Origin of the sequence: uncultured Cloacibacillus sp. (assembly GCF_963926575.1) — a bacterium.
Classification (GTDB): domain Bacteria; phylum Synergistota; class Synergistia; order Synergistales; family Synergistaceae; genus Caccocola; species Caccocola faecigallinarum.
Window position 1 is genome coordinate 670,285 of the sequence record NZ_CAWUXW010000003.1, and the last position, 12,740, is coordinate 683,024.

General features: G+C 58.8%; 9 protein-coding genes. 2 read left to right on the forward strand and 7 right to left on the reverse strand.

Translation table 11 applies throughout. From position 1 onward, the window contains the following. Positions 1–13: 13 nt before the first annotated feature. From ftsH to ABGT66_RS08350, 6 genes are all read right to left on the reverse strand, one after another. Positions 14–2,002, reverse strand: coding sequence for an ATP-dependent zinc metalloprotease FtsH (gene ftsH / locus ABGT66_RS08325; RefSeq protein ID WP_346690090.1), 1,989 nt, complete (start codon positions 2,000–2,002; stop codon positions 14–16). 42 nt (positions 2,003–2,044) lie between these two features. Further along, positions 2,045–2,581, reverse strand: a complete 537-nt coding sequence (hpt, locus tag ABGT66_RS08330; RefSeq protein ID WP_346690092.1) for a hypoxanthine phosphoribosyltransferase — start codon at positions 2,579–2,581, stop codon at positions 2,045–2,047. 64 nt (positions 2,582–2,645) lie between these two features. Next, the gene (gene tilS, locus ABGT66_RS08335; protein ID WP_346690094.1) at positions 2,646–3,707 is read right to left on the reverse strand and encodes a tRNA lysidine(34) synthetase TilS; all 1,062 of its coding nucleotides are present in this window, start codon (positions 3,705–3,707) and stop codon (positions 2,646–2,648) included. Next, the gene (locus tag ABGT66_RS08340) at positions 3,673–4,359 is read right to left on the reverse strand and encodes an endonuclease III (protein WP_346690096.1); all 687 of its coding nucleotides are present in this window, start codon (positions 4,357–4,359) and stop codon (positions 3,673–3,675) included. Before ABGT66_RS08340 ends, tilS begins: the two co-directional genes overlap by 35 nt. Beyond that, the gene (locus ABGT66_RS08345; protein ID WP_346690098.1) at positions 4,359–6,893 is read right to left on the reverse strand and encodes an ATP-binding protein; all 2,535 of its coding nucleotides are present in this window, start codon (positions 6,891–6,893) and stop codon (positions 4,359–4,361) included. The genes ABGT66_RS08340 and ABGT66_RS08345 overlap by 1 nt, the downstream gene beginning before the upstream one ends. A 210-nt stretch (positions 6,894–7,103) precedes the next feature. Then, entirely contained in the window at positions 7,104–7,307 is a 204-nt protein-coding gene (locus ABGT66_RS08350) for a cold-shock protein (protein ID WP_087363698.1), read from the reverse strand. 343 nt (positions 7,308–7,650) lie between these two features. Between ABGT66_RS08350 and clpB the strand changes: the two genes are divergently transcribed. Both clpB and htpG read left to right on the forward strand, forming a co-directional pair. Further along, the gene (gene clpB, locus ABGT66_RS08355) at positions 7,651–10,281 is read left to right on the forward strand and encodes an ATP-dependent chaperone ClpB (protein WP_346690099.1); all 2,631 of its coding nucleotides are present in this window, start codon (positions 7,651–7,653) and stop codon (positions 10,279–10,281) included. 148 nt (positions 10,282–10,429) lie between these two features. After that, complete coding sequence (gene htpG, locus ABGT66_RS08360) at positions 10,430–12,301, forward strand: molecular chaperone HtpG (protein ID WP_346690101.1); 1,872 nt, start codon at positions 10,430–10,432, stop codon at positions 12,299–12,301. A gap of 50 nt (positions 12,302–12,351) precedes the next feature. Here htpG and ABGT66_RS08365 read toward each other — a convergent pair whose 3' ends face one another. Next, a complete protein-coding gene (locus ABGT66_RS08365; RefSeq protein ID WP_346690102.1) occupies positions 12,352–12,645 on the reverse strand; it encodes a hypothetical protein in 294 nt (97 codons plus the stop codon). Between the last annotated feature and the right edge of the window lie 95 nt (positions 12,646–12,740).

Genomic DNA, 12,740 nt, shown 5'->3' on the forward strand with positions numbered 1-12,740 from the left:
CCCGTGCGATTTTTTATTTGTTTTCGTCCATCGGGGCGTTGAGCGTCTTTTCGTCGACCTGTTCGATGTCGGGAAGCTCACGCACGACTTCGTCTCCTGACTCTGAGGAGGAGCCGCCGCCGTTCTCTTCCTTTGGCGCTTCTCCGTCCTCCGCCGCGGCGTTTTTTTCCTTATCGCCCTCGGCGTGATGCTCTTTCTTCGGATAACCGAGAAGCTCGTCGAGCTCGTCGCCCTCGAGCACCTCTTCTTTGAGCAGCCGCTGCGTTATCTCTTCGAGGCGCTCGCGGTTCTCGGTCAGTATCTCCTGCGCCTTGTTCATGCAACTGTCGATTATCGCGCGGATTTCAAGGTCTATCGTATGCGCGACCTCTTCGCTGTAGTTCCTGTCGTCGACTATGTCGTGGCCGAGGAACACCTCGTGCTGCTTGCGTCCGAGCGTGACGAGGCCGAGCTTGTCGCTCATGCCGAACTGCGTCACCATCTGGCGCGCTATCTGCGTCGCGCGCTCGAGGTCGTTCGACGCGCCGGTCGTAACGTCGCCGTAGCGTATCATCTCCGCGACGCGGCCGCCGAGCAGAACGCAGATCCTGTCGGAAAGCTCCTGCTTCGATACGAGGAAGCGGTCCTCCTCAGGCAGCTGCAGCGTGTAGCCGAGCGCCATGTGTCCGCGCGGGATTATCGAAATCTTGTGGACTGGGTCGGTGCCCTTTATCTTCGCCGCTACGAGCGCGTGGCCCGCCTCGTGGTAGGCGATTATTTCGCGTTCCTTCTCGCTTATGACGCGGCTCTTGCGCTCGGGGCCGGCCATGACGCGGTCGATGGCCTCTTCGAACTCCGGCATGCCGAGCTTTTCCTTGTCGCGGCGCGCCGAGAGAAGCGCGGCTTCGTTGACGAGGTTCGCGAGGTCCGCTCCGACGAAGCCGGGCGTCCTGCGCGCAATCACGTCGATGTCCACATCGTCCTCTATCTTCTTGTCGCGGAGGTGGACCTTCAGAATGTCGCGGCGTCCGTTCACGTCGGGGCGGTCGACGACGACCTGGCGGTCGAAGCGTCCGGGACGCAGAAGCGCCGGGTCTAGTATGTCGGGGCGGTTCGTCGCGGCGATGAGTATTATGCCCGAGCCCGCTTCAAAGCCGTCCATCTCGACAAGCAGCTGGTTCAGCGTCTGCTCGCGCTCGTCGTGTCCGCCGCCGAGGCCGGCTCCGCGGTGGCGTCCCACCGCGTCTATTTCGTCTATGAATATTATGCAGGGTTGATATTTGCGCGCCTGCTCAAAAAGGTCGCGGACGCGCGCCGCGCCGACGCCGACGAACATCTCGACGAAGTCGGAGCCGCTGATGCTGAAGAAGGGAACGTCGGCCTCGCCCGCGACGGCTCTAGAGAGGAGCGTCTTACCCGTTCCGGGAGCGCCGAGCAGAAGCACGCCGCGCGGCACTCTCGCGCCGAGCTTCGTGAATTTCGCGGGGTCTTTGAGGAACTGCACGACCTCCTCAAGCTCTTCCTTCGATTCGTCGCAGCCCGCGACGTCGTCGAAGGTCACCTTCGGGCGGTTGTCGAGGAAAAGCTTCGCCTTGCTCTTCGCGAAGCCCATGACCTTGCTGCCGCCGCCCTGCATGTTGTAGATGAAGTAAATCCAGACGCCGATGAGCAGGAGCGTCGGAAGCAGCGACGTGAGCAGCGCCGTCAGCCACGAGTTCTTCGGCGGCGGCACGACCTCGACCTCCACACCCTTGGCGGCGAGGATCGAGGGCAGCGTCGAGGCGTCGAGTATGAAGGTCTTGAACTCGCCGCCGGACTTCAGCGTTCCGGTGAGCTGTTCATGGTCGATGCGCACCCTCGCGACGTTGCCGTTGTTGACCTCGTTCAGCATCGCGCTGTACGGCATCACGTTCGTCTGCGAGGATTTCTGATTGCTGTCAGGGCCGAGGAATACATTGACGAGGCTGACCACAAGCACGATCAGCACAATGTACATCCCCACGTTCTTAGAAATTTTCTTCAATCTATGTTGTCCTCTCTTTCCTGTTCTTCCTTTTTTATAAAACTAATCGGCGGGCTCGGCGACGTGTATCGCGGGGAGCTGGCGGAAGCGTCCCGCGTAGTCGAGGCCGTAGCCGATGACGAATTCGTCCGGGATGACGAAGCCGGAATATCTCACGTCTACCGGCTGCGTGCGGCGCTCCGCCTTGTCGAGCAGAACGCATATTTCAAGCGACGCGGGGCCGCGCCCGCGGAGCAGCGCGCTTATGTAATTCAGCGAGAGCCCCGTGTCGAGGATGTCTTCGACTATCACGACGTGCTTGCCGCGGATGTCGGTGCTGAGGTCCTTCTGTATCTTTACGACGCCGCTGCTTTTCGTCGAAGCGCCGTACGAAGCTATGGCGAGGAAGTCGAGCTGCACGTCTACGTCCGGCCCGATCTCGCGTATAAGGTCGGAGAAGAATACGACCGCGCCCTTCAGCACGCAGACGAAGACGACCTGCTTTCCGGCGTAGTCTTCGCGTATCCTGGCTCCGAGCTCTTTAACTTTTTCTCTTATTTTCTCTTCGGGGATAAGCGTTCTGCCTATTCTATATTCCACTCTCAAGCACTCCTTTGCGGAGGAAAATTAGTCTGCAACAATAGAGAATGATACCACACTTTAATTATCCCGCCCACCACGGGAGAGAATTTTCGCCGCGGCTTTTTCCGCGCGCGCGCGCTTTCTCAACGTCGGCGCGCCGCAGCCAGCCGGCTCCGCGCTCCGAATAGCAGACCTCGACGTCCAAGGCCCACTGGAAGCGCCAGAAGCCGCCGCGGCGCATCAGAGCCGCGAGTTCCTCGGTGCGGCGGCGCGAGAGCACGGGAAGCGATAGCAGAGCGCCCTGCGCGCGCAGCATCTCGTAAAGCATACTGTCGGGAAAATCCTTCAGCGCGGAGACGCGCCACGCGGCGAGCGCCGGAGGCTGCGCGTAGGAAACGCTTTCAAGCGCGCGGCGAATCGCCGCTTCGCGTTCCTCAGTTTCGCGCGCGACCTGGCGGGCGAGGCCGAGCATGACGTTTTCAAAGCCAGGGTTGAGGTTGTCCTTTATCCACGGTATCAGTATATTTCGGATTTTATTGCGCATGTAGTCGGATTCGTCGTTCGTCGCGTCGTCGCGCCACGGGACGCCGTTTTCCGCGAGCAGCGCGCGCAGCTCGGCGCGCGTGAAATCTATGACGGGGCGGACGATGCTTCCGCGCCGCTCCGGTATTCCGCGAAGCCCTGCAAGCCCCGTGCCGCGCGCGAGATTCAGAAGCTGCGTCTCCACCACGTCGTCGGCGTTGTGCCCGACCGCGATGAACGGCAGTCCGTAACGGCGCGCCGTCTCTTCGAAATGCTCGTAGCGCGCGCGGCGGCCGGCCATCTCGAACGACTCGCCCTTCTCGCGCGTCTCGTGCACGTCGACCACCTTGACGGCGCACTCTATCCCCCACCCGCGGCAGAGCTCACGCGCGAATTCAGCGTCGCGGTGCGATTCGCCCTCGCGCGTGCAGTGGTCGAGGTGCGCGGCTACGACGCGCCCGTTGAAAAATTCCCTGAGCATCCAGAGCGTCGCGACAGAATCGCCGCCGCCGGACAGAGCGCATACGACGCCCTCCGCGCCGGCCCAGCCCTGACGCTCCGCGGCGGCGAGGAACTTCTTCCTCGCCTCAATCAGAGATGCCTTCGAGCTCTTTCCGTCCAAACGGGCACCACCGTATCATAGTGCATTCGCCGCAGCGCGGCTTGCGCGCGTTGCATATTCCGCGCCCATGCTCCAGGAAATTCAAATGTCCGCCGCGGAAGCGTTCATTCGGCAGCTCGGCTTCGAGAATTTCCTGAATTTTATCGGGCGGCAGCTTCTCCGCGGCCCAGCCGAAGCGCTTGCTGAGGCGCGTGATGTGCGTGTCGACCGGGAAGCCCGGAAGGTCGAGGTCGAAGCACTCGACGATGGCCGAGGTCTTCGGGCCGACGCCTGGCAGCGAGGTCAGGTAGGCGCGCACCTCTGGCTGCGTCCAGCCTCGGAGTTCCTTTATAGAGTAGACGCCGAACTTGTCCTTCACGGCCGCGAGTATCTGCTGTATGCGCGGCGGCTTCGTTCCGCTCATGCCCGCGATGCGCAGAACGTCCTTTAATTCCTCGATGTCGGCGTGCGCGACCTCCTCCCACGACGAATAGCGCGCCTTCATGTTGGCGAACGCCTTGTCGCGCAGCTTGTCGTTCGTGTTCTGCGAGAGTATCGTCAGTATGAGGTCGTCGAGCGGCTCCTCGTAGCAGAAGTCGCTCGCGGGGCGCGCCTCGTTGCCGTAGAGCCTTTCAAGCTCGTCGAGAATTTCCTTAACGTCGTGCAGCGCCATCACTCGGCCTCTTTTCCGCCCTGCTCCGGCGCAGCTTCCGAGGCGGATTTCTTCGGCGCTCTCTTTTTCTTCGGCGGGTCTATCCTGTCGCTGATGACCTTTTTGTAGCGGTACGAGCGTTCGAGCCAATCCTCGAGAGCGGCCTGCACGCGCCCGTGTACGCTCTCCTTCGGGTAATCGCCGTTCTTGTCTGGCGTTCCTGCCGGGACTCCGGTCAGTATCTCTATGCCTTCGTCTATCGTCGATATGCTCCAGATATGGAATTTGCCTTTTTTAACGGCTTCCGTAACCTCGTGGCTCAGCATCAGGTGCTGTTCGTTCTGCACCGGTATCATTACGCCCTGACGCCCAGTCAGGCCGTTGTGCTTGCAGTAGCCGAAGAAGCCTTCTATTTTTTCGTTGACGCCGCCTATAGGCTGGATGTTGCCGCGCTGGTCGACCGACCCGGTGACGGCGATCCCCTGATTCAGCGGTATCTCGGATATCGCAGAGAGCAGGCAGTAGAGCTCCGTCGAAGAGGCGCTGTCGCCCTCGATGCCGCCGTAGGTCTGCTCGAAGGCTATGCGCGCGCTTATCGAAAGCGGATATTTCTTCGCGTACATGCGCCCGAGGTAGCTCGACAGCGTCATGAGTCCCTTGTTGTGTATCGGCCCGGTCATGCGCACCTCGCGCTCTATGTTGACGACGCCCTCGGTACCCATAAAGACGTTCGCCGTTATGCGCACCGGCGAGCCGAAGGAATGGTCTATAAGCTGCGAGACGGTCAGGCCGTTTATCTGGCCGACCTCAAAGCCGTCCGTGTCGATGCGGATGACGCCGTTCCTGTATTCGTCGAGGACCTTCTCCTCCCACATGTCGTAACGGAATATTTTTTCCGAAAGCGCCTTTCTGACGTGGTCGATGCCGACCTGACGCTTGCCCTCCGCCTTAGCGAGCGCTGTCGATTCGACGAGAATTTCCGCGATTTTATTGAGCTGCGTCGAGAGCTTGTTTTTGTCCTCGACGAGGCGCGCGGCCCATTCGATGACCTCGCCGACCGCCGCCGCCGTGAAATGCAGCTTGCCTTCGCGCTCGACGAACCCCGCGACGAAGCGCGCTATCTGCATCTCGCTCTCGTCTGTGCGCGCCATCTCCGAGTCGAACTCGGCCTTTATCTTGAAGACCTTCGAAAATTCCGGGTCGTATATATTCAGCAGGTAATATAGGTACGGCGTGCCGACGATGACTACCTTCATGTCGACCGGTATCGGCTCTGGACGCAGCGACGAGACCGGGATGTAGCCGAGCTGCTCCGCAAGGTTTTCTATCGAGAGCTCGCGGTAGCGCAGCACGCGCTTCAGCACGTCCCACGACATGAACTGGCGCAGCAGCTCGTCCGCGTCGAGCAGCAGGAAGCCGCCGTTCGCCCTGTGCATTGCGCCTGGCGTTATGCGGCGGAAGTCCGTGTAGAGATTTCCCTGACGGTTCTCGTAGTCGACCTTGCCGACGAGGTTGTAGTATATCGGGTTCGTCTCACTGATGACGGGCGCGCCTTCGTTCGGATTGTTGCAGACGAAGGCGTTTACCTCGTAGCGCGAGAAATCTACGTCGGCCTGATCGTCGCGCACCGCGGCGAGGAATACGTTGAAATTCGCGATAAGGTCTTCCGTGAAGTCGTCGAGCCAGCGTTCAAGCTTTTCGTTGGGCTGGTATTTCGCGCGCAGCTCCGACATGACCGGCGCGATCGCGACGCGGCATATCTGGCTTTCAAGCTCGTGTATCTTGTCCTTGAGATCCTTTTCCTTCTCGCGGATGAGGCGCAGTTTTTCGAGAGTCTTCTGCGAGATTTCCTCAGAGGCTTTCTGCAGCTCCGCCTGCTGCTCTTCGGTGAGTTTTTCGAATTCCTCCTGCTGCATCTCGCGCAGCACCGGCTCCTGCGCCTTAGGCTCTTCGCCCTCCGCGTCGCCGCCGTTCTGCGGCGCGACAGGCGGAGCCATAATCAGCGGCAAGTTGACGAAGCCCTGCGGCGTGCGCTTGATGGCGAAGTTTTTCGACTCGGCCCATTTGCGCAGCTCGTCCATTATCGAGTTGACTTCGTCCTGGAATGCCTTGACGAGGTGCGCCTTGCTGTCCTCGAACTCGTTGTTGTCGAAGGCCTTCGAGAGCGCCGTCTTCAGCTCCTCGACGGCGTCGGCCGCGTCCTTCGTCAGCTCGCGCCCCTTGCCGGCCGGCAGGTTTATCGCAAGCGGCACGCTCGGGTCGTCGAAGTTATATACGTAGACCCAGTCGTCCGGCGCAGGCATCGAGGCGGCGGCGCGCTTAAGCTCGTTCATCGCGTAGGTGGTGCGCCCGCAGCCGGGCTCTCCCACCATGAAGATGTTATATCCTTTGCTCTGTACGGATAATCCGAAATTGACCGAACGCACGGCGCGCTCCTGCCCGATGAGGCCGGAGAGCTGGTCGAGCCCCTTCGTCGTCCTGAAGCCGAGGGCCTTCAGATTCGCGGGGCGGCGCAGGCTGTTCGCCGAAAGTTTTCTATCTTCTGAAAGGGACATTAAGCTCCTCCTGAGTTCCCGCCTTAACGGCGGCAAAAGTTAATATTAGTCAGATGTTGATTATAGCACAACGAAACAATATTGCGGGCAGACATCTTATATTTCGGCGGTGCGGGTATAAAAATAAGGGAGAACGGCGAACGCTCTCCCTTTCGATTCGATTTCTTTATATCTATATATAAATACGAAAGAAATACTAGTTGATGAAGCTTACAGCTTTTCCACGTTGGAAGCCTGGGGGCCTTTGCTTCCCTGCGTGATTTCAAAGCTTACCTTCTGGCCTTCGTCGAGGGTCTTGAAGCCCTCGCCCTGGATTGCGCTGAAGTGTACGAATACGTCGTTGCCCTCATCGGTGGTGATAAATCCGTAGCCCTTCGTCGCGTTGAACCATTTTACTGTGCCGTTGCTTTTCAAGGTGTTGCCTCCCAACAGGAAATATTGTCTCATCGGCTTGCACCGACTGCCTAACATTATACTTTTATTATGCGCTTGTCAAGGAGAATCACTGAATTTCCAGTTTTTTTCATCGTTTTTCATCAAATGTTTGATTCTATAACAAACGGCTGAATAAATCAACGCCCATGTGTAAAGTCATCCCCTCTTCGAAAAATGATTCCGTAGACCTATGAATTTTGCCGGAAAGCAAAAATTTTTATTTGTAATTTCAGCGAAAAGTATTGTTTGATATTCGTTGATGTATTATAATACCAGCATTAAGTCAGTATTGGTTAAATACGACTTGCAGGGAGGGATCCATATGGATATGAATAAACTTACGCAGAAGTCGCAGGAAGCTTTTTACGACGCGCAGAACCTCGCCGTCCGCTACGGACATCAGGAGGTAGACGCCGAAAACGTAGCTCTCGCTCTTATAAAGCAGGAGAACGGGCTCATTCCGCGGCTTCTCGAAAAAATGAACGTCCCCGTGTGCAACATAGCGGGAGCAATAGAGAACGAGCTGAACCGTAAGCCGAAGGTTTCCGGCGCGGGTCAGGAAAGCGGCAAAATCTACATCTCGCAGCGCCTTTCGAAGATTCTGGTGCGCGCCGAGGACGAGGCTAACGGCCTCAAGGACGAGTACATATCGGTCGAGCACATCTTCCTCGCGATACTGTACGAGACGAAGGGCAGCCCGCTCGGCAAGATATTCGAGACCTTCGGAATTACGCCGGACAATTTCCTCAAGACGCTTTCCGAAGTGCGCGGCAACCAGCGCGTGACGAGCGACAACCCCGAGGACACCTACGACGCGCTTGAAAAATACGGGCGCGACCTCGTGAAGGCCGCGCGCGAGAACAAGCTCGACCCGGTCATCGGACGCGACGAGGAGATTCGCCGCACGATACGCATATTGAGCCGCAAGACGAAGAACAACCCCGTGCTCATAGGCGAGCCGGGCGTCGGCAAGACGGCTATAGCCGAAGGGCTCGCGATGCGCATAATGCGCGGCGACGTGCCGGAGAACCTCAAGGACCGCATCATCTTCGCGCTCGACATGGGTTCGCTCATCGCCGGCGCGAAGTTCCGCGGCGAGTTTGAGGAACGGCTCAAAGCCGTGCTCGACGAAGTCAAGAAGAGCGACGGACGCATCATCCTCTTCATAGACGAGCTGCACACGATAGTCGGGGCCGGAAAGACCGACGGCGCGCTCGACGCGGGCAACATGCTGAAGCCGCTGCTTGCGCGCGGCGAGCTGCACTGCATCGGTGCGACGACGCTCGAAGAGTACCGCCAGTACATAGAGAAGGACGCGGCGCTTGAAAGACGTTTCCAGCCGGTGCTCGTAGAGCCGCCGAGTGTCGAGGACACCGTCTCGATTCTGCGCGGCCTCAAGGAACGCTTCCAGGTCCACCACGGCGTGCGCATCAAAGACAGCGCGCTCGTCGCGGCGGCGGTGCTCTCGAACCGCTACATCACGGACAGATTCCTGCCCGACAAGGCAATCGACCTTATCGACGAAGCCTGCGCGATGATACGCACGGATATCGACTCGCTTCCGGCCGAGCTCGACACGGCGAACAGGCGCGTCATGCAGCTTGAAATTGAAGAAGCGGCGCTGAAGCTCGAAAAGGACAAGGCGAGCATGGAACGTCTCGAACATCTCCAGAAGGAGCTCGCCGACGCAAAGGAGAACGCGAACACTCTGCGCGCGCAGTACGAGGCTGAAAAGCAGGACATCTCGAAAATCCGCAATGTGCGCGAGGAAATAGAGAAGGTCCGCCATCAGATAGAGGATGCGGAACGCAGCTACGACCTGAACCTCGCCGCGCAGCTCCGCTACGGCACGCTGAACAAGCTCGAAGCCGAGCTCAAGGCCGAGGAGCAGAAGCTCCAGGATGCCGAAGGCGGAAAGCCGAAGCTGCTGCGCGAGGAGGTAACGGAGGAGGAGATAGCCGAAATCGTGTCGAAGTGGACAGGAATTCCGGTCGCGCGCCTCGTCGAAGGCGAACGCGAGAAACTTCTCCACCTTGACAGCATTCTGCACGAGCGCGTGGTCGGGCAGGACGAGGCGGTCAGCTTGGTCGCCGACGCCGTGCTCCGCGCGCGCTCCGGAATCAAGGACCCGAAGCGTCCGATAGGCTCCTTCATCTTCCTCGGCCCGACCGGCGTAGGCAAGACGGAGCTGGCTCGCGCGCTCGCCGAAGCGCTCTTCGACTCGGAGGACAACATCGTCAGGATAGATATGTCCGAGTACATGGAGAAGCACACAGTCTCGCGCCTCGTCGGAGCGCCTCCGGGATACGTCGGATATGAAGAAGGCGGCCAGCTTACGGAAGCGGTTCGCCGTCATCCGTACTCGGTCGTGCTCTTCGACGAGATTGAAAAGGCGCACCCAGACGTCTTCAACATCATGCTCCAGATACTCGACGACGGGCGCGTAACGGACAGCCACGGGCGCACGGTGAGCTTCAAGAACTGCGTCATAATCATGACGAGCAACATCGGCGCGCAGATACTGATAGAGGGCATGAACGACAAGGGCGAGCTGCCGCAGAGCGCGATAGACGAAGTTATGTCCATCATGCGGTCGAAATTCCGCCCCGAGTTCCTGAACCGCATAGACGAGATAATCTGCTTCAAGCCGCTGACGCTTGAGAACCTGCGCAAGATAGTGCGCCTCATCCTGCGCCAGCTTGAGCAGCGCCTCAACGACCAGGGCATCAAGCTCGACGTCTCCGACGCAGCGCTCGACCTCTGCGCTAAGAACGGCTACGATCCGGTCTACGGTGCGCGTCCGCTGAAGCGCTACGTGCAGAAGGCGCTCGAAACCCGCATCGCGCGCGCCATAATCGGCGGCGAGGTGCGCGACGGAGGCACGATACACGTCATAGACAACGAGGGCAAGCTAGACATGACCTTCGAGAACGCCCCCGAAGAAGACAAATAAGCGGCTCTCCGCTTATAGCACACAAGCCGGACGGCGGCAATCCAGCCGTCCGGCTTTTTACGGCCTGCGCCTCATAGGCTAAGCTGTGAAAAAATCCAATTTTTACTTTATAATAGACGACTGAAAAATTTCGGAAGGGAAGATACAGATGGCTGAGAAAATGGAATTTCAAAGCGAAGCTAAACAAGTCCTGGAGCTGATGATCAACTCCGTCTACTCAAACCCCGACATATTCGTGCGCGAGCTCGTCTCGAACGCCTCCGACGCGCTCGACAAGCTGCGCATCGAAAGCCTCAGCGACCAGTCTCTCGCGGAATACGCGAAGAACGGGCGCATCGACATAACGATAGATAAAAAAGCCGGAACGCTGACCTTCTCAGACAACGGCATCGGAATGAGCCGCGACGACCTCGTCTCCTACCTCGGCACGATAGCGCGCAGCGGCACGGGCGAGTTCATAAAGGCGCTCAGCGAGGCGAAGAACGGCTCGGCCGGCGACCTCATCGGGCAGTTCGGCGTCGGCTTCTATTCGAGCTTCATCGCCGCAGACAAGGTCACCGTGGAGACGCGCAAGGCCGGCTCATACGAAAGCTGGAAGTGGGAGTCGACCGGCGACGGCACGTACACGATAGACGACGGCGCGCGAGAGACGAACGGCACTACGATAACGCTGCATATGAAGCCCGCCGGAAAGGACGACGACGGCGAGGAGCTCAAAGACTACCTCTCCGAGTGGACGATACGCAGCATCATCAAGGAATACTCCGACTTCGTCACCTACCCGATCTACGTCAAGGATACGGAGGACGACAAAAATGACGAAAAGGAAGAGCCCGTCAACTCGATGAAGGCGCTCTGGACCCGTCCGCAGAAGGATATAACCGACGATGAATTCAACGAATTCTACCGCCATATCTCACATGACTGGGAAGACCCGCTCGAACGCATATACTACAAGGCCGAGGGCGTAAGCGAGTTCCGCGCGCTGCTCTTCATCCCGTCGCGCCCGCCGATGGACCTCTTCTATCAGGACGGCAAGCACGGCGTGCAGCTCTACATCCGCCGCGTATTCATAATGAACGACTGCAAGGAGCTCATACCGGAATACATGCGCTTCATCAAGGGCGTCGTAGATTCCGAGGACCTCTCGCTCAACGTCTCGCGCGAAATGCTCCAGCAGGACCGCCAGACGGCTCAGATAAAGAACAGCCTCACGAAAAAAGTGCTCGACACGCTGTCGAAGCTGCGCAAGGACAAGCCCGAGACCTACGCTAAATTCTGGCAGACCTTCGGCGTCGTCCTCAAGGAGGGCATAATCTCCGACACGCGCCACCGCGAGGAGATAATGAAGCTCTGCTCCTTCGAGACCTCAGATGGCGAAAAGACGACGCTCGAAGACTACGTGATAAAGATGCCGGCGGGCCAGGACAAGATATACTACCTCACCGGCTCGTCGCTCGACAACCTGCGCAACTCGCCGAAGCTCGAAGCCTTCAAAAAGCGCGGCGTCAGCGTCCTGCTACTCAGCGACCCCGTAGACGAAATATGGGTCAACAACGCGCGCAAATTCGACAAATACGACTTCGTATCGGCGTCGGCCGAAAATGTCGACCTGCCGAAGGGCTCGGAAAAAGACGGCGAACACTCCGAAGAGGTCGAAAAGAGCGGCCTCGTCAAGAAGCTCAAGGACGCGCTCGGAAGCCTCGTCGAAGACGTGAAGGTCTCCGACCGCCTCGTAGACTCCCCCGTCTGCTTCGTGCAGAAGGGCGAGGAGATATCGCCTCAGATGCGCAACTTCTTCAAGGCGATGGGACAGGACGTTCCCGAAGAGAAGCGCGTCATGGAAATCAACCCCGACCACGCGCTCATCAAGAAAATCGCAGAAGAATCCGAAAAGCCGGACTTCAACGCGAACGACTGGTCGAGCGTCCTCATGGGTCTAGCCTCGATAGCCGACGGCCAGCCCGTCCCCGACGGCAAAAAGTTCACAGCCCTGCTCAGCAGAATGCTAGAAAAATAACGCCGCACAATCGAAGCGCCCTCCGCACGGAGGGCGCTTTTTCGTATATTTCAGAAGCTCATCTTGTAATAGTACCAATTTCCCTTAATTCTGCGAGTGACATAGCGGTTGTCGCCGCCGGGCTCGTCGTACCGCCATGACTCGCCGTCGGGGCGGAGCTCGATTTTCGCGTTCTGAAAGGCTTTCGGCGCACCGTCGGGCGAATGGTAGAACCCCGTGTAAAATCCCGCCGGGGCGATACCGAAGGAAAAGCAGGCGAAGCCGACCGTGCCGTCCGCACTCTCAAGGGAAACGCCGCGCACTCCGCGCAGCTCGGGCAGCGTTGCGGCGCAGCCCGCGCGCAACGACGCAACTGCGCGTTCGAGTTTGTCTTCGTTGATTTTGTATATCAGCGAAACATAGCAATAAGAACCGGCAATGCGCGGAAACGCGAAAAAGC

What these genes read in the sequence shown, in the direction of transcription:
- ABGT66_RS08340 (WP_346690096.1), bottom strand. Translation starts at nt 4,359, where the DNA reads ATGGCGCTGCACGACGTTAAGGAAATTCTCGACGAGCTTGAAAGGCTC.
- ABGT66_RS08345 (WP_346690098.1), bottom strand. Translation starts at nt 6,893, where the DNA reads ATGTCCCTTTCAGAAGATAGAAAACTTTCGGCGAACAGCCTGCGCCGC.
- clpB (WP_346690099.1), top strand. Translation starts at nt 7,651, where the DNA reads ATGGATATGAATAAACTTACGCAGAAGTCGCAGGAAGCTTTTTACGAC.
- htpG (WP_346690101.1), top strand. Translation starts at nt 10,430, where the DNA reads ATGGCTGAGAAAATGGAATTTCAAAGCGAAGCTAAACAAGTCCTGGAG.